Origin of the sequence: Cellulophaga geojensis KL-A (assembly GCF_000568425.1) — a bacterium.
Lineage (GTDB): Bacteria > Bacteroidota > Bacteroidia > Flavobacteriales > Flavobacteriaceae > Cellulophaga > Cellulophaga lytica.
Window position 1 is genome coordinate 238,201 of the sequence record NZ_ARZX01000001.1, and the last position, 18,294, is coordinate 256,494.

The 18,294-nt window shown below is 31.7% G+C and carries 18 protein-coding genes; 6 read left to right on the plus strand and 12 right to left on the minus strand.

Annotated elements, in window-relative coordinates; translation table 11 throughout:
- Positions 1–7 precede the first annotated feature (7 nt).
- Positions 8–583 (plus strand): type 1 periplasmic binding fold superfamily protein, encoded by a 576-nt coding sequence (locus KLA_RS01130; RefSeq protein WP_084470663.1) that lies wholly within the window; start codon positions 8–10, stop codon positions 581–583.
- A 76-nt stretch (positions 584–659) separates the two neighbouring features.
- On the opposite strand, the gene gldC is transcribed toward KLA_RS01130, so the two are convergent.
- Both gldC and gldB read right to left on the minus strand, forming a co-directional pair.
- Positions 660–998, minus strand: a complete 339-nt coding sequence (gldC, locus tag KLA_RS01135) for a gliding motility protein GldC (RefSeq protein WP_013621574.1) — start codon at positions 996–998, stop codon at positions 660–662.
- The gene (gldB, locus tag KLA_RS01140) at positions 999–1,964 is read right to left on the minus strand and encodes a gliding motility lipoprotein GldB (protein WP_034643005.1); all 966 of its coding nucleotides are present in this window, start codon (positions 1,962–1,964) and stop codon (positions 999–1,001) included.
- 96 nt (positions 1,965–2,060) lie between these two features.
- Here gldB and nadE point away from each other — a divergent pair, with 96 nt between their 5' ends.
- The 3 genes from nadE to KLA_RS01155 all read left to right on the plus strand — a co-directional run bounded on the left by nadE (position 2,061) and on the right by KLA_RS01155 (position 4,934).
- The gene (nadE, locus tag KLA_RS01145; protein ID WP_013621572.1) at positions 2,061–2,849 is read left to right on the plus strand and encodes an NAD(+) synthase; all 789 of its coding nucleotides are present in this window, start codon (positions 2,061–2,063) and stop codon (positions 2,847–2,849) included.
- Positions 2,850–3,020: 171 nt separating this feature from the next.
- Positions 3,021–3,650 carry a response regulator transcription factor gene (locus KLA_RS01150; protein WP_013621571.1) on the plus strand — a complete coding sequence of 210 codons (630 nt, stop codon included), beginning with the start codon at positions 3,021–3,023 and terminating at the stop codon, positions 3,648–3,650.
- Between the two features lie 150 nt (positions 3,651–3,800).
- A complete protein-coding gene (locus tag KLA_RS01155; protein WP_141103760.1) occupies positions 3,801–4,934 on the plus strand; it encodes an MBL fold metallo-hydrolase in 1,134 nt (377 codons plus the stop codon).
- Positions 4,935–4,959: 25 nt separating this feature from the next.
- Here KLA_RS01155 and dnaG read toward each other — a convergent pair whose 3' ends face one another.
- A complete protein-coding gene (dnaG, locus tag KLA_RS01160) occupies positions 4,960–6,933 on the minus strand; it encodes a DNA primase (protein WP_034643008.1) in 1,974 nt (657 codons plus the stop codon).
- 209 nt (positions 6,934–7,142) lie between these two features.
- Between dnaG and KLA_RS01165 the strand changes: the two genes are divergently transcribed.
- Positions 7,143–7,568, plus strand: a complete 426-nt coding sequence (locus tag KLA_RS01165; RefSeq protein ID WP_013621568.1) for a hypothetical protein — start codon at positions 7,143–7,145, stop codon at positions 7,566–7,568.
- A gap of 164 nt (positions 7,569–7,732) precedes the next feature.
- Here the strand turns inward: KLA_RS01165 and KLA_RS01170 are convergent, their stop codons facing one another.
- From KLA_RS01170 to KLA_RS01185, 4 genes are all read right to left on the minus strand, one after another.
- A complete protein-coding gene (locus KLA_RS01170) occupies positions 7,733–8,797 on the minus strand; it encodes a hypothetical protein (RefSeq protein ID WP_034643011.1) in 1,065 nt (354 codons plus the stop codon).
- 100 nt (positions 8,798–8,897) lie between these two features.
- Entirely contained in the window at positions 8,898–9,653 is a 756-nt protein-coding gene (locus tag KLA_RS01175; protein WP_034643015.1) for a hypothetical protein, read from the minus strand.
- 13 nt (positions 9,654–9,666) lie between these two features.
- Positions 9,667–10,236, minus strand: a complete 570-nt coding sequence (locus tag KLA_RS01180; RefSeq protein ID WP_013621565.1) for an RNA polymerase sigma factor — start codon at positions 10,234–10,236, stop codon at positions 9,667–9,669.
- Positions 10,237–10,347: 111 nt separating this feature from the next.
- Positions 10,348–11,325 (minus strand): polyprenyl synthetase family protein, encoded by a 978-nt coding sequence (locus KLA_RS01185; protein ID WP_013621564.1) that lies wholly within the window; start codon positions 11,323–11,325, stop codon positions 10,348–10,350.
- 202 nt (positions 11,326–11,527) lie between these two features.
- Between KLA_RS01185 and KLA_RS01190 the strand changes: the two genes are divergently transcribed.
- On the plus strand, positions 11,528–12,211 hold the full coding sequence (locus KLA_RS01190; protein WP_013621563.1) for a Lipl32 family lipoprotein: 684 nt from the start codon (positions 11,528–11,530) through the stop codon (positions 12,209–12,211).
- Positions 12,212–12,276: 65 nt separating this feature from the next.
- Here KLA_RS01190 and rlmN read toward each other — a convergent pair whose 3' ends face one another.
- The 5 genes from rlmN to KLA_RS01215 all read right to left on the minus strand — a co-directional run bounded on the left by rlmN (position 12,277) and on the right by KLA_RS01215 (position 18,269).
- Complete coding sequence (gene rlmN, locus KLA_RS01195; protein ID WP_034643018.1) at positions 12,277–13,320, minus strand: 23S rRNA (adenine(2503)-C(2))-methyltransferase RlmN; 1,044 nt, start codon at positions 13,318–13,320, stop codon at positions 12,277–12,279.
- Positions 13,321–13,413: 93 nt separating this feature from the next.
- On the minus strand, positions 13,414–14,463 hold the full coding sequence (gene queA, locus KLA_RS01200; protein ID WP_013621561.1) for a tRNA preQ1(34) S-adenosylmethionine ribosyltransferase-isomerase QueA: 1,050 nt from the start codon (positions 14,461–14,463) through the stop codon (positions 13,414–13,416).
- A gap of 201 nt (positions 14,464–14,664) precedes the next feature.
- A complete protein-coding gene (locus tag KLA_RS01205) occupies positions 14,665–15,894 on the minus strand; it encodes a 3-phosphoshikimate 1-carboxyvinyltransferase (RefSeq protein ID WP_034643021.1) in 1,230 nt (409 codons plus the stop codon).
- 33 nt (positions 15,895–15,927) lie between these two features.
- Positions 15,928–16,254, minus strand: a complete 327-nt coding sequence (locus tag KLA_RS01210; RefSeq protein ID WP_034643024.1) for a nucleotide pyrophosphohydrolase — start codon at positions 16,252–16,254, stop codon at positions 15,928–15,930.
- The gene (locus KLA_RS01215; protein ID WP_034643027.1) at positions 16,254–18,269 is read right to left on the minus strand and encodes a transglutaminase domain-containing protein; all 2,016 of its coding nucleotides are present in this window, start codon (positions 18,267–18,269) and stop codon (positions 16,254–16,256) included. Before KLA_RS01215 ends, KLA_RS01210 begins: the two co-directional genes overlap by 1 nt.
- Positions 18,270–18,294 lie beyond the last annotated feature (25 nt).

Here is an 18,294-nt window from a genome sequence, read left to right on the forward strand (position 1 = left end):
TATTAAAATGAAAACAGAAAACACAATTTTGAAAAACATTAAAAAAGCAAGTTTAATTGCATTGTCTAGTATTGCTTTAATTTCATGTTCTGATGATGACGATGCTCCAGAAGCAATTAACGATGAAGAAGTAATAACTACAGTAATAATAGAACTTACACCACAAGCAGGAGGAACAGCAGTTACTCTAACGTCTAAAGACGATGATGGTACTGATGGTCCAAACGCTCCAGTAGTTACAGTTGAAAACTTAGCAGCTAACACAACCTACAACGGCACCATTACATTACTTAATGAAACTGAAAGCCCTGCTGAAGATATTACTTTAGAAGTTGAAGAAGAAGATGATGAACACCAATTCTTTTATACTGTCTCTGGCGCTATTAGCGGTACAGAATACACAGATATGGATGAAGATGGCAACCCTGTAGGTATTACATTTACCCTTTCTACAGGAGATGCTGGTGCAGCAACATTAGGCGTAACTTTAAGACACGAGCCTAAAAAACCAAACGATGGTACTACTGCAGATGCCGGCGGAGCAACAGATGTTGAGCAAACTTTTTCTATTACAGTAGAGTAATTTACTCTTAAGATTTAAAAACTAAAAACTCCCAAATTTCTTTGGGAGTTTTTTAATTGTAATAATTTAAATAATGCTAGCCTTTTTTAAGCTCTAGCTTATCTGCAAAATACTCGCAAAAATCTTTCATTGTTGCTGTCATTTTTTCATCTTGTGTAGCTTTATAAAAAGTATCAGACAAAGACACTAATGTTTGATGAAAAAATACTTTCATTTCATCTACAGGCATATCTTTTGTCCATAAATCTATTTTTAAAGACTCTTGGTTTTTACTATCCCATACAGATAAAAGCATTGCTTTTGCCTCTTCATTCTCTATCCCTCCGTCTTCTGCAGACCAATTTAAAGCCTCTGGTACTCTGTTTTCATCCAGACCAACAGTTAACTTAATTTCTGATGTATGTAATTTTGACATTTATCTTTTTGGTTTATAATTAGATTTTTTAAATATTTCCTCAGCAGGCAGCTGTAGCATTTGTTGCAAAGTTACGTTATTATTATCCATAAAAGAACGCACAATTTGCCATCCTAAAAAACGTCCTAATCGTCCTGGCGACTCACTATCTAACTCCAACTGAAACTTAGAAAATGGTGCATGATCTAAAAAACGCTTATTTAAATTTTTATCTGTACTATATAAATATTGGTTTTCAATAAAATTACGCCAAATTGGTTCTTCATTAGCAAAAGCCCAATCCAAATCTTGCTGAGTATACTTTATTTTTACTGCATCATCTACAAAAGGTATTAGCTTATCTTTTACATATAACTCTTTTCCATAATATACCAACTGCGCTAAAAAAGTTCTGTCGTTTGCAGGATAAGGCACAACTTTTTTTGCAAATGTATTAGCTACATCTGTTAAAAGGTATTTTTTATCTAATCCCTCTGCAATATAATTTTGTAATCCTTTGTAAAATTTGTGATCCTTTCCCAGGTAGTTATCTAATCCAATTAATAAAAGTTCTTCTGTAAGTATAACAGGATTATTATAATTTACATCAGAAATAACAGTAACCACTTTAGGCTCTGTCTCTTTAGGAAAGTAATATTTTACGTGTTTGTAAAATAACTCAAGCTCATTTTTTTGCTTTTTAAAGTCTCCAAAGGCTATATTAACTTCTTTTAACAAAGATATTTGTAATGTATCTCTTAATTTTGCGACCCATAAGCTATCTGGATATTGTACAGGAAATAAGTAAGGATACTTTTCTTTTAACACAGGAATATCTGTTGGTTTAGCATCAGCAATTTCCCTATCAAACCTAGCAACATCTAATGATACATTTACTTTGGCTATCTGTTTTGCCTCTTTAGACTCTTGTTTACAACCCAAAAAAAGGATAAAAACAAGTAAAATGATATAAAATGGTTGTTTCATTTAAAAGTAATTACAGTAACATTTTAATATTAAAATGTTAGCGTTTATTTTTACAGGATACAAAGTTAACAGTTTTCAACGTAATAAAGGAATTCTATGCAAACAGAAAAAGTAACAAACCATATTGTTAATTGGCTAAAGGATTATGCTACAAAAGCAAACATAAAAGGATTTGTAATAGGTATATCTGGCGGAATTGATTCTGCTGTAACATCTACCCTGTGTGCAAAAACAGGTTTAGAGTTACTTTGTTTAGAAATGCCAATACACCAAGCAGAGAGTCAGGTAACAAGAGCCAGCAAGCATATAGATTGGTTGCAAAGCAATTTTAAAAACGTAAAAAGACAACAAGTAAACTTAACTCCTGTTTTTGATAGCTTTATAGACACACTACCAAGTGTAACTAATGAAGAAGAGAGGTTTTTATCTTTAGCTAACGCAAGAGCAAGACTAAGAATGACAACTTTGTATTATTTTGCAGGATTACACGGTTATTTGGTAGCTGGTACTGGCAACAAGGTTGAAGATTTTGGCGTAGGATTTTACACTAAGTATGGAGATGGCGGAGTAGACCTTAGCCCTATTGCAGATTTAATGAAAAGTGAAGTATACGAAATTGCTAAATTTACAGGTATTAATTCTGACATTATTAATGCTGCGCCTACAGATGGTTTGTGGGGAGATGACAGAACAGATGAAGACCAAATAGGAGCATCATATCCAGAGCTAGAGTGGGCAATGCTAGAAGACGACAAGGGTAAAACAAAAAATGATTTTAAAGGAAGACAACAAGAGGTCTTTATATTATATAAAAAACTAAACAATGCTAACCAGCACAAAATGAAACCAATACCTGTATGCGACATTCCAAATGGCTTAAAATAGCCAGTCATCGCAGATAACGTATTGTAAAACGAAAAAAAGTTAAATAATAGTAAATTCTAACAAAAAAGTATCATTTTTGTTGAACAAACATACAATTTAACCTTACATTCTCTGTCAGAATTAATGTTGTGGAAGACAGATTATGCTTAAATTTAATTAAAACCAAAAAAAATGAAAACAGTATTTATTGCAGATAGTCACCCTGTTGTGCAAGTGGGCATTACGCAGATGTTGAGTATTGAGACGGGCTTTAAAGTTATTGGCACTGCTAGAACTTCATCAGAACTTTTTGAAAAACTGGAAAATGAAACTCCAGATATTTTAATGTTAGAGATGGATTTTCCTGAGATTAACGGGATTGCTTGTTTAAGAAAAATGAAGAAGAATCATCCAGATGTTAAAGTACTTATGTACAGCGGACAGTCTGAAGATGTTTACGCTATTAGCTCTATTAGAGCTGGTGCGCAAGGTTATTTATCTAAAAACGCAGATTTAGATTACATAGTAGCGGCTCTAGAAAAAATTAGTGATGGTAAAATGTTTATCACTAATGAACTAGCGCAAAGACTAGCTTTTGATGAAGGCACACAAAAACCTAGAAGATTATTTAGAAAACTATCTACAAGAGAAATAGAAGTTTTAAAAATGCTTGCTAGCGGTAAAAGAAACAAAGATGTTGCATTAGGTCTTGGTTTAAACGAAAAAACCATTAGTACTTACAAGGCTCGTTTAATGAAAAAATTAAACGTAGATAATATGGTAGACTTATTACAACAAGCTAAAGCATTAGATATTTTCTAAGAAATAACATATGTTTTATCAAAAAAAGTCAGCTCATTGCTGACTTTTTTTTGTTTAAAACTATTAATATTAAGCTAAAAAATAAAGCAAACAGACTATAATACAATTAGTTGTTTAATTTTACAGCTTACTAAATTTACATCTAGCAATATGCTAAAAAGATTATTTAAAAGAATAATGATTGCAATAGTAACTATACTTATAACATTAGTAATATCTTATTTTTTATTTACTAATTTTTACCCAACATTTGGTGGTGATATTACCAAAGAGCGTAAAGAAATTTATAAAGAATCTCCTCAATACAAAAACAACAAGTTTAACAACACTTTACCTGTACCCAAAGATTTAAGTTTTACAGAAACACTATCATTAGCCTACAAGTTTTTTACAACTAAAGTACCTAATGCTAGACCTAAAAAAGACTTAAATGTAAAAACAGTAGACTCTGCTGATGTTGCAAATTACAACAAAGAATCTCGACTTTTTTGGTATGGCCACTCTTCTTTTCTATTACAAATTGAAGGTAAAAACATTCTTTTAGACCCAATGTTAGGTAAAGTTGCTGCTCCACATCCATTAATGGGTGCAAATAGATTTAATACTAAATTCCCTATAGCATTAGAACAGCTTAATAAAATTGATGCTGTATTGTTTTCACATGATCATTATGATCATTTAGATTATGAAACCATTTTAAAAATTAAAGACAAAGCCAAACGCTTTTATGTACCGTTAGGTGTAGGTGTACATTTAGAAGCTTGGGGCGTAGCAAAAGATAAAATTACAGAATTAGATTGGTGGCAAAATACAAAACTAGACAACTTAACTTTTGTTTGTACCCCAGCACAACATTTCTCTGGACGTAAACTTAACAACAGCCAAAGCACACTTTGGAGCTCTTGGGTAATACAATCTAAACAAGATAACATTTACTTTAGTGGAGATAGTGGCTACTCCCCGCACTTTAAAGAAATAGGAGATAAATACGGCCCTTTTGATATTGCCTTAATGGAATGCGGACAATATAACCAAATGTGGGCAGATATACATATGATGCCCGAAGAAACCGCACAAGCTGGCTTAGATGTGCAAGCCAAAAAAATTGTTCCGATACACTGGGCTGGCTTTAAATTAGCTTTACATAGCTGGACAGATCCAATTGTACGTGTAAAAGCAAGGGCAAAAGAACTAAACCTAGATGTAATTACACCCGAAATTGGAGATGAAATTATTGTAAAAGACACGACCAATAATACCACAAATTGGTGGGAGAACTATTAAATACAACTAAGGGTTAACTCATTATTTAAGAGAGCACCCTAGCTAATTTTTTACCCAATAAAGAGTTTAAGTTTAGATAATTCATTATTTCTTGCAAAATTTCTGAATTATCTAGACTTGGATCCTGAGTTTTTTCTTGTAACTCCCCTATTCTCTTTTTTATTAAATAGCAACGTAACGTTAGTATGGTTTCACTTACCAACTGACCTATACTTACAGACTTTTCTTTTGGATATATTTCTTTACGTTCCCAATCATGTAAAATGTATTTTTCTTCTTCCATTAAAATTGAAGAAATTTCGGAGACTAAATCTTGATCTAAACCACCAATAAACTTATTTGCCTCAAAATGTTCTTTTTCATTTAAGTCTTCTATAAGTTTGTAATATATATCTCTAAAATTTGCATTGGTAAGTTCTATTTCATCCTCTTGTAAATCCAGATAAATTTTTTCAAAAACACGCGCCTCTACAGTTTCTTTTTCTAAAATAAGGTCTCCCTTATCATCTTCTTTAAGCAACAAATCATCAAACTGCTGAGTAGTGTCTCCGTAAAGCAAAAGCAATTCTATTATCTTTTTTTCTAAAACATATTGAACATCTAACTTCTCTTGTACAACTTTATTTTTTACAACCTGAAAAGGTTTTTGCTCTTCTTTTTGTTTTTTAACCTCGTCTGCAATCTCCTTTTTACCTATCTGCGCAAGCGTGTTAAAAAGTACAGATTCTGAAATATTCATTAACTGCGCACACTCTTGTATGTAAATTTCCTTTTTAATACGGTCTGGTATCTTAGAAATACTATTTACAATATCGCGTACTGTTTCTGCTTTTTTTATTGGGTCATTGGCAGTTTCTTTTATTAATAAAGAAGCTTTAAACTGTATAAAATCTTTAGAATTACTTTCTAAATATTGATTAACTTCTTCTAAAGAATTGTTTTTAGAAAAACTGTCTGGGTCTTCACCTTCAGGAAAAGTACAAACCCTAACATTCATACCTTGTTCTAAAATTAAATCTATACCACGTAATGAGGCACGCAAACCAGCTGCATCACCATCAAACAAAACAGTTATGTTTTTAGTTAACCTATTTACAAGTCTAATTTGGTCTGGTGTAAGTGCGGTACCACTAGAAGCAACAACATTGTGTATACCTCTTTGATGAAACTGTATAACATCTGTATACCCTTCTACCAAATAACAGTTATCTTCTTTAGCTATAGCCTGTTTAGCGTGGTAAATACCATAAAGCACTTTACTTTTATGGTAAATATCACTCTCTGGAGAATTTAAGTATTTAGCTGCTTTTTTATCATTAGTTAAAATACGACCACCAAAACCTAACACTCTACCACTCATAGATTGTATAGGAAACATTACACGACCTTTAAATCTATCAAATTTTCTAGCCTCTTGTCCTTCTTGTTTCTTAACTATTGTTAAACCTGTTTTTTCTAGATACTCTAACTTATACCCTTTATCTAAGGCAGTGTTTGTAAAAGAGTCCCATTGATCTAAACAATAACCAAGGCTAAATTTTTTAATTGTTTCATCTGTAAAGCCCCGTTCTTTAAAGTAACTTAAACCAATAGCCTTACCCAACTCACGTTCCCACAATACTTCAGAAAAATATTTTTGAGCATACTCAGACACCAAGTACATACTCTCTTTTTCATTAGCTTGCTCTTTTTGTTCGTCTGTACGTTCGGTTTCTTCTATTTCTATATTATACTTTTTAGCCAAGTATTTTATAGCCTCTGGATAAGTAAAGTGTTCATGCTCCATTAAAAAAGCAACTACATTACCTCCTTTACCACTACTAAAATCTTTCCAGATTTGTTTAACAGGAGACACCATAAAACTTGGTGAACGCTCATCTGTAAACGGACTTAAACCTTTAAAGTTGGTTCCAGATTTTTTTAACTGAACAAAATCGCCAATAACCTCCTCTAAACGAGCAGTTTCATAAACTTGGTCTATAGTAGATTTAGAAATCAAATTTTAGTAATTTTTAAATAAGAGGGTAAATATAATGAACTAAATATCAAAAAAATAAACTAATCTAAAATAAGTGCTATAACAACTACCCCTGTTTTCAGGGTAAGCATTTTAGCTAGTCTAAGGGTAATTTAAACTCTATAATGGCCGCACCTTTGTAACATCAAAATTAAATAAACCAATATTAATCTAAAAAAAAATTAAAAATTATGAGCTGGGGAATTTCTTTAATATTATTAAGCATTTTAGCTGTACCGTCTTTATTATTATCTAAAAAACCAAATGCCAAAGAGCTACTAGAAAAAATTGAACCTTACCAAGGTTGGATAGGAATGGTATTTTGTTTTTGGGGGATTTGGGGAATTGTTAGTGCTATTTTAACTATTGGATGGTTAAGCACTTGGCCTATCTTATGGATAACATATTTAGTAGGTAACATTGTTACTGCTGCTTTGGGCTTTATGTTAGGGTACGGACTAATTAACAAGTATGTATTATCTAAAAATGAAGCAGCAAAGGCTAAAGCCGAAGAGATGAGAGCTAAAATTGCTCCTAAGCAAGGGAAATTAGGTTTAATTGGCCTTATACTTGGCGCTTGGATGATTGTATCTTCATTTTTATTTGTAGTATCCTAATAAAAAACACACAATACTTATTTGGTTGATAAGGGCAAGAATCTTGACTAGTTTAAATTGTCTCCGTAGTTTTTACTAGCTCAGGATTCTTCATTTAAAAATTCAAAAACAAAAAAAATCCTAAGCTAAATTGCTTAGGATTTTTATATTTTTCTAATACGCTATTATAAATCAAAACGTAAGCCTACTGAAATATTATGCTGATCTACTAAGGCATCTTTAAAAATAGGATTAAGATCATACTTAACATATAATGTTGTATCTCCAAAACCTGCATATGCACTTAAACCGTATATAAGGTCTGATGTATTGTAGTCTCTTTTAAACTTATCTTTAACTTTTTTACCATTCTCTTTGTATTTTAACTTTTGACGAGTACCAATATTAAATCCTCCATAGGCACCTATACCTATTCTAAACTTGTTATCTATATAATAACGCATTTTTTCTTCCGTTTCTTCTTTTCTAGATGGTCCAAACTCAAAATGCACAGGAAATACTAGGTTATCCATTCTAAGTTTTGCTTTGTCTAAATCATACTCAAAGTCCTGTAACTCCGTTTGGTTTCCGTTTTCTACAAAGTATAAGTTATCATCTACTTTAAGACCATTAAATTGAAACGAAAAACCATAATTTAGACGCACTGCATTAGAGTTTTTAAACAATCTAGTTCTCCAATTAATTCCCATTTCAAAAAAACGACTACCTCCTATTTTATAAGGAGAATCATCTAAAGATTGTCCGTCTATAATTGCATTATTTAACCCAACAGCCAAAACAAGTTCAGACACGGTTCTAATATCGTATTTAACTTCTTGTTTTTTTGTTTCACTATAAAAAATAGATTTGTCGTTAAATTTTATGTCAAAAACATCTACCTCTACTTTACCTGGCAAAGAATCTAACCTAGCAAGCTTATCTGTACCATTACGCTCTAATAATGATATTTTATTATCAATAATAGCAACCCTATTCTCTATGTTTAAAGCTCTATTTTTTGCTGCCTCAGTTTTTAAATTTTGCGCTTGTTGTGCTGTTATTTCATTCTTCTCTAAACGCTTAGTTATAGCCTCTATTTCTGTTTTTAGCGCCTCTTTTTCATACAATCTAATTTGTTCTTTTTCTTTTAATAAAAGATCAATTTTAGATTTAATTTGTTCTTGAGCAAATGTTAGTTGCACACAAAAAACCGTTATAATTAATAAAATGTAGTGTGTAGTTTTTTTCATAATAATTAAATTTTAGATGTGTTTTATTATTCCCCTAGCATATTGCAGATACAATACGCCAGAAGAAAATATAAAACTCTGATTGATGAATGTTTATTTGTTAGTTAGTACGTGCAGCTACTGCAGTTTTTAATTTGAGGTAACGCCTTTTTAGATTGTCAAAAATTTTATCTCTAAAACTTACATCTAATTCACTTTCTGCTTCTATTAATAAGGCCATAGCGTCTACAGACATACCTGCTTTAATTGCTTTTTCTGCTAAAATTTCTTGTTGTGCATTACGTAGTAAAGAGTCTACTTCTGCATCTGTAACTGCAATATTATTTTCCTCTAGCAAGGCTAGTTTCTCCATTACAACATTTAGTTTAGCATCTATAATTGTTTTCTCTGGCTGGTTAATTTTTAATTGTTTATTCGTTTTTTCATATGCAGCAATTTTTGTCTGCTCTGGTCTTTTAAATTGATTTTCTGGAGTATTAATTTTTGCTTCCTGTTTAATTACAGTGTTTTTCTCTTCTTTTATAGTTACTTCTTTAGATGCTACAACAGTAGTATTTTCTTCTTTAAAAATTGTATTTGTTTTTAAAATTGATTTTTTACTATCATCTACTTTATCTGTGTCTACAACTTGAGGAGAATTATTACTTGGTTCTGCAGTGTTAAAAAACCAAACCGATGCTATTAACAAACCAACTAAACAAGCAGCAATAGCAAAATATGCTGGCTTTTTATTTTTTTTATTAATTGGTTGACTCTCCAAACCCGCAGCAACTTTGGACCACGCATTGCTAGATGGGGTAATTTCCCTATCTTTTAGCTTATCTTTTAAATGTTCTTCAAATTTTAAAGGTGCCATTGTACTATTTTTTTTAAGATTCTATTGTAACTGAATCTGTTGTCTTTATTTTTTCTAATTTTTCTTGCAACATTTTTCTAGCTTTAAACAACTGAGATCTTGATGTATTTTCTGAAATACCCAATTGCTCTGCAATTTCAAAATGTTTGTATCCCTCAATAGCATACATTACAAATACTATTTTATAACCTTCTGGTAAAGCATCTATTAATAACTGTACTTGCTCTACATCTAAATCTGGCGTACTAGTTATGTGTTTAGGTGCAGAACGCTCATATACTTCATCATCAAAAACTATATGCTGTTTTTTACGCAAGTAAGTTATACACTCCCTAACCATAATTTTACGAACCCATCCTTCAAAACTACCCTCAAACTTAAAAGTGTCTAAATACTTAAATACTTTTAAAAAAGCACATACCATAACATCCTCTGCAAATTGCAGGTCTTTTATATATTGCCTGCAAACGCTTAACATTTTTGGAGCATATTTATTATACAAGCGCTCTTGAGCATCCCTGTCTGCAGCAGCGGCTTTTTTTATAAGGGTATTCTCGTTTTTGTAAAGTTTAATAATTTTCACAGTAATGGTGTTCTATAAGTATAGACAACAAACATTACTGTAACGTTGCCCAGAAAATAAATTTATTTTAAAATAAATTACAACGCTCTGATTTTTAAAGTGATAAAGTTATTATTTTTTTCTATCTACCACGTAATTTACCATTAGTTCTAGCGAACTTTTATAATCGGACTCTGGATATTTACTTAATAAAGCAAGAGCTTCCTTTTTAAAAGACATCATTTTCTCTTCGGCATACGCCAAACCACCACTGTCTTTAACAAAGTTAATTACCTCTTTAACTCGCTTTTTGTCTTTATTGTGCTTTTTAACAGAGTTTATTAACCAACTCTTTTCTTTTTTTGTGCAGTTATTAAGTGTATATATTAAAGGAAGCGTCATTTTTTGTTCTTTAATATCTATACCTGTTGGCTTACCAATTGCCTCATCCCCATAGTCAAACAAATCATCTTTTATTTGAAAAGCCATACCTATGAGTTCTCCAAATTTTCTAAAAGTTTCTACATCATCAGAATCTGGATTTACAGAACAAGCCCCTAAACTACAGCAAGCTGCTATTAGCGTGGCTGTTTTTTGTCTTATTATTTCATAATAGACATCTTCTGTAATATCTAATTTACGTGCTTTTTCAATTTGTAACAGCTCACCTTCACTCATTTCACGTACTGCAACCGAAATAATTTTTAGAAGATCAAAATCACCATTATCAATAGACAACAACAACCCTTTAGATAATAAAAAATCACCTACAAGTACAGCTATTTTATTTTTCCAAAGTGCATTTACTGAGAAAAAGCCACGACGCTTGTTACTATCATCTACAACATCGTCATGAACTAAAGTGGCAGTATGTATTAATTCTATAACAGATGCACCTCTATAAGTACGCTCATTAACCTTGCCACCAGATACCAATTTTGCTGTTAAAAAAACAAACATTGGTCGCATTTGTTTTCCTTTTCTATTTACTATATAGTAAGTAATTCTGTTTAATAAGGCCACCTTAGAAGACATAGAGGCGTGAAACTTTTTTTCAAAAAGCTCCATTTCTTTATTTACAGGGTCCTTAATTTGTGCTACAATTTTCAAAAAAGCAATTCGTTAAATTTGGAAAGGTAAAAGTAATTAAATTATTAGATTTCAAGGCAATGATTTACGTTTTAGTAATATTATAGCCTACCCCTGAAAACAGGGGTAAAATTTTCCCTACAAATAGGTCTATTTGTTTTGTTTAATAGCGTCATCTTTGCTGTGTTATTAAAACAAAAACAATTAATAAATCACACTTAAGATGAAAAAAAATCTATTTGTAGCAGCAATGTTACTTTTTAGCTGTAGCGCAATTGTAAACGCTCAAAAATTGAAAAAATTTGGAAGTTCTGTTGAAAAAAAAATAGGACCAAAAACTATTAAGGTTCCTTACACAGACAACATTAGCTACTTAGGTTACGCTAGCCCTGGTAATGAAGATGAAGTAAAAGACAATAAAAAGTTTTATTACATATACGTTTGGGTACCATTGGCTGCTCCTGAATTAGGTGTAAGAATGGTTTCACCTGCAAATGGTGATAAAATTAAAAATGCGGTAAAATCTGCAGATTTTGATGAGCACGCTTCTACAAAAGACTTTTTTGACACATACATTACTTTAGAAAGATCTGATATTGTTTCTGCTGATAAAGTTACTACAGAAGGAGCTAAAAGTGCTAACTGGGTTACTTTAGCTTCTAATGATGATACATCTGAGTTACCTAAGCAACCTAGCGGAAGTAGCTACAACTCTTTATTACGTTACAAGAGTGAGGTAAGCAACCCTACAAAAGCATTAACTGCTGGCTTGTACAGAGTAGGTTTTACTACATACAAAAGAGGAGAAGTAAAAGGTACATTTTTAGCAGAAGTTGCTGCTCCTATTAAAATACCAGGAGTTGTAATGGCTAAAACTATTGATGAGTTAAAAGCTCAAATGAAATAAAAAAAACATTGTGGTTAATGTGTTTTTTTAGTTAAAGGCAGGTGATTGGTTTTCGCCTGCCTTTTTTAGCTTTTATTTGCTAGCTGCCCACAAGCTGCATCTATATCTTTACCTCTAGAGCGCCTTACCGTAACTGTTATACCGTTACGCTCTAATGTTGCCACATACATATCTATAGCTTTATTACTAGCCTGCTGAAACTCACCATCATCTATAGGATTATACTCTATTAAGTTTACTTTTGATGGCGCAAACCTACAGAAATCTACAAGTGCATTAGCATCATTCTGTGTATCATTAATACCATCCCAAACTACATATTCATATGTAATTCTGCTTTTTGTTTTAGCGTACCAATACTGTAACGCCTCTCTTAAATCTTTTAAAGGAAAAGTAGCATTAAAAGGCATTATAGAGGTTCTAATTTCATCCACAGCAGAATGCAAGGACACTGCCAATTTAAACTTTACCTCATCATCTGCCATTTTCTTTATCATCTTTGGAACACCAGATGTAGAAACCGTAATTCTTTTTGGAGACATAGCTAAGCCCTCTGTAGAGGTTATTTTATCTATAGCCTTTAAAACGTTATTGTAGTTCATTAAAGGTTCGCCCATACCCATAAACACAATGTTACTTAGTTTACGGTCAAAATACAATCTACTTTCATTATCTATAGCAACTACTTGATCATAAATCTCATCTGGATTTAAGTTACGCATACGCTTTAACCTAGATGTTGCGCAAAACCTACAATCTAAACTACAACCTACTTGACTAGAGACACAGGCTGTGGTTCTTGTTTTTGTTGGTATTAGAACCGACTCTACAATTAAACCATCATGTAATTGCACAGCGTTTTTAATAGTACCATCACTACTACGCTGCATTTGATCTACTTTTATGTGGTTTATAACAAAGTTATCATCCAACAATTGCCTTGTTTCTTTAGATACATTTGTCATTGCCTCAAAAGAGTGTGCCCCTTTTTGCCATAACCACTCGTATACCTGGTTACCTCTAAAGGCTTTATCTCCTTGAGCTACAAAAAACGCTCTAATTTGTTCCTTAGTTAAGGCTCTTATGTCTTTTTTCTTATTTTTTTCCACAGTACTAAAGGTAGTAGATAAAAGTTAATCCCGCCAATTTCTATTAAAAATAGAAAACTGACGGGATTTATATTTTATGTATTAAAATGCCAATTATATAATTAGCATTGCATCTCCGTAAGAGTAAAATTTATAGCTTTCTAAGATAGCCTCTTTGTATGCTTTTTTCATAAGGTCATGGCCAATAAAAGCAGAAACCATCATTAACAAAGTAGACTTTGGTAAGTGAAAGTTTGTAACCATAGAGTTAGCAATACTAAAATCATAAGGAGGAAAAATAAATTTATTTGTCCATCCTTCATACGTATTTAAGTGTCCGTTACTAGAAACTGCACTTTCTAAACCACGCATAGCCGTTGTACCAATAGCACAAATTCTACGTTTATTATCTATAGCAGCGTTTACAACCTCTGTAGCTTTTTCATCAATAACTAACTCTTCACTATCCATTTTATGTTTAGATAAATCTTCTACCTCTACTGGGTTAAAAGTTCCTAAACCAACGTGTAAAGTTAATTCTGCAAAATCTACTCCTTTAATTTCTAATCTTTTTAATAAGTGTTTAGAAAAGTGTAAACCTGCCGTTGGTGCAGCTACAGCACCTTCGTGCTTAGCGTATATTGTTTGGTACCTGTCTTCATCAGATTCCTCTACTTCTCTTTTTATGTATTTAGGTAATGGTGTTTCTCCTAAATCTTTTAATTTTTGTCTAAAGTCTGTATAAGAACCATCGTATAAAAAACGTAAAGTTCTACCTCTAGATGTTGTATTATCTATAACTTCTGCAACTAAAGTTTCATCGTCACCAAAATACAATTTATTTCCTATTCTTATTTTACGTGCAGGATCTACTAAAACATCCCATAAACGCTGTTCTGCATTTAATTCACGTAATAAAAACACTTCAATTCTTGCCCCTGTTTTTTCTTTATTACCATATAAACGAGCAGGAAAAACTTTAGTGTTGTTTAAAACCATTACATCTCCCTCATCAAAATAATTAATAAGGTCTTTAAACATTTTGTGTTCAATTTTTCCGGTTTCTCTATGTATTACCATCAATTTAGCTTCATCCCTATGTTCAGAAGGATACTCGGCTAACAAATTGTCTGGAAGTTCAAAATTAAAGCTAGATAATTTCATTTAATATTTTTTATGATGTTAACGGTTATACATAACCTCTGAAAATTAAAAACGATATTATTTTATGCCAATAAAAAAGCACTCAACGTTTTACGGTTTAGTGCATATTTTTTTAATTTTCTTTTTATGCGATTGCAAATATACTATGCTACAATAGGCGTTGTCAAGTAAAACACCAATTAAATAACAATTTAACCACAATTATGCTTCTTTTACACCAAATTTAAGCAGTTTAAGGTCGGTCCAGAAATCTGGGTAAGACTTAGACACCACACCTGCATCATTAATAAACAAGTTTGTTTTTAGCGCCAAAGGAGCAAAAGCCATTCCCATTCTATGGTCATTATAGGTATCTATTGCAATGTCTTTGTTAATTTTTGTTGTTGGTTTTATAGTAAGTGTCTTGTCTGTAACCGTAATAGACGCTCCTAATTTTGTAAGCTCTGTTTTTAAAGCCTCTAACCTATCTGTTTCTTTAATTTTAAGCGTGTGTAAACCTGTTAAATGGCAACCTAGTCCCAAACCAAAAACCGTAACTGCAATGGTTTGTGCTATATCTGGAGCATTACTAAGGTCTTTTGTAATTTCTTGTGTTTCTTTATCTGTGATCTTTTTTAAAACTACTTTAGCATCTAAAAATGTAGTTTCTACACCAAAATCTGTATAAATATCAGCCAAAACACTATCTCCCTGTAAGCTATCTTTTTTATAGGCTGATAAGGTAATTTCTGTACCAACAGCAGACATTGCTACAATACTGTAAAAATAAGAAGCAGAACTCCAGTCTGACTCTACAACCAGTGTAGTATTACTAACAGATTTTTTTGGCGCCACCTTAATAGTATTACCTTCAAAAGAGTTTTCTACTCCTATTTGCGTAAGTAAAGCTAGCGTCATTTTTATATAAGGCACAGAGGTAATTTTACCAACCAACTCTAACTCTAAACCATTATCTAAACTTGGTGCAGTTAATACTAATGAAGAAATGTACTGACTACTAATATTAGCAGGTAAACTTACTTTGTTTGCTGTTATTTTTTTTCCTTTAATATGTAGCGGAGGATAACCACTATTTTCTAAATAGGTAATATCTGCTCCTAAAGATTTTAATGCATCTACCAATACTCCTATTGGGCGCTCTGTCATACGTTTAGACCCTGTAAGCACAACTTCTTTACCATCTTGGCAAGAAAAATAAGTGGTTAAAAAACGCATTGCTGTACCTGCGTGATGAATATCTACTTCTCCTTTAAATACCTTAATTCCTTTTTGCATTACAATTGCATCATCAGAATTAGAAAGATTTTCTATTTTTATATTCGGATATAATGCTTGTAGTAACAATAGGCGGTTAGACTCGCTTTTGCTTCCTGTTATTTTAATAGCAGAATTTAATGTTTTATTTTCTGGGGCTGATAAATATAATTTCAATGTAAAAGACTTTAAGTGATTAAAAATAAGAACTTATTTTAATTTTTGATTGTTGTGATGACGATCATGATCTCTTTTGGTTTTAAGATCTAATTTTTTATCAAAGGCATCTTGCAAATTTATACCTGTTTGGTTTGCAAGGCAAAGCACAACAAACATAACATCTGCTAGTTCTTCACCTAAATCTTTATTTTTATCAGATTCTTTTTCACTTTGCTCTCCGTACCTACGCGCAATAATACGTGCAACCTCACCTACCTCTTCTGTAAGCTGTGCCATATTTGTAAGCTCGTTAAAATAGCGAACTCCGTGTTCTTTTATCCAGTTATCTACGGCTTCTTGTGCGTTTTGTATGTTCATTATATTTTTGTTAAAACAACCTTCTCGTTTTCCTTCTCTATTAAAATTTTATAATACGTTTTAACAGCCTCGTAATACTTTGGTGTTATAATTGCTTTGTTTATTGATTCTACGACTAATAAATGAATCTGATTATTTTTTTGAGTAACATTATATTTAAAAGATCCTAACTGCTCCGGAAGAGCTATACTTTTAATTTCTGGCAACGTTTCTACTTTGTATCCTTCAGGAATATCTACAATAATTCTATAGGTTGTTTCTGATGGATAACTAAAATCTATAGGGTAACTTCTTTTTTCTAATTTAAAAGGGTTGCTTTTAGATTTGTAAAAAAACATTGGAGAAAAATATATTTTATCACCAATTACATCTGCCTGACTCTCTTTTACAAATTTATAACTTTCCAAGATTGGTTTACCTATATCTAGGCTATTTTTTACTTCAAAATCTGATATTTCTAAATCTAAGGACTTTTCAATTTTTTCTATATAACCATCTTCATCTGCCTCATTATAATTATTTCGGTATATTCTGGCATTATGAAGTTTTACTACCTTTCTATATGAGCCAGATAAATCTCCGTTTGCAGTTAAATTGGTTGTCATCATTATTGTCTTTGTAGACTGTTCATTAGGGTACAAACCTATTGTAGATGACGCTCCGTCTTTAGCAATAATCCTGCCCTCCCAATTAAGCACTCTTGTTGGTAACACATTAGGCATACTATACATACTTGTAGCATCTAAAAGTATAATACCTTCACCAGTATCTATTGCAGAAATCACATAATTATAACCTTCTCTTGTAGGGAAAATAGGAACCCCGTTTCCTCTTGTACTCACTAAAACAGGATTTGCATTTAAACCTGCGTACCTTAGCATAGATGTTAGCATTAGATTAATATCTGCCACATTACCTACATTTTCCTTATAAGCTTTACGTACGCCATTATAGGTGTACTTACCATAAATACCATTCCATTTCACCTTACTTTTTACATAATTATAAATTGCAGCTGCTTTTTGCATAGGGTCTGATAATGAAGATACTAAAGGATCTATATCTTGATTATAATAACCCGTTTTATTTAACTCGGTTCCAAAGCTAGGGCTATCGTAAATTGTCTTTACTACATCCTTCCAAGTTGATGAATAGTATTTAGGAACACTATTAGGGTATTGAACATAAGAGAGTTCATATTTTGCAGCTGCTCTATAATTATCTATATTATTTATATATGGTTCTTCTTTTAAGGCAGGAATATCTGTTACGCTATATATATGCTTGTTTTCAAAAAAATTTATTTTGTCATTACTAAAAGTAGTACTTACTACATTTGATGACATACTAGACCTAGTTTTGCTTTTAATATTTAAACTAGAGTTAACTCTAGTTATTTTTGGATAAATATTTAAATATCCTCTAGAGTTTAATTTATAATTATAGTACTCAGGAGAAGAAAAACTAGATTCTAATTTATTTACAGGTATACTATGCTGAAACACAAACTCATCTACATTAAAAATAAAAGGAGAATTAATTTTGTATTTAAATTCTATTACGCTACCATCTTTAATATTTGGCATTGTAAACTTTGTTTGATCATAAAATTCAGACATCTCAGACTCAAAAATACCATCCTTCTTCAACTTTGTTTCCTCAATTTTATTACCAACTAGGTTATAAGTAACAGCCTTTAGCCCTATTATTTTTTCTCTATTTCCTTGTGATGCTTTATAAAGTGGTATTGCTTTAGTTGCAAAATCATATCCTTCTTTGTTGTAAATTTTTATTCGCTCATAAACTTCGGTTACTAATTCAAAGCCACTATTATCTAAATATCTAAAATAACACTTCTTATGTTTATATAGGTAAGCTGCACTTGCAGATGAATCTAAAGGATGTACCTTTTCATTTAGTTCCTTGGTAGATACTTTTCCAAAATCGAAATCTTGAGCAGAGATTAGGTTAATAGCTAAACTGAATAGTACTACTAAACTGTATTTTTTAATCATAATAAATTGGGTTATTTGGTTGTGG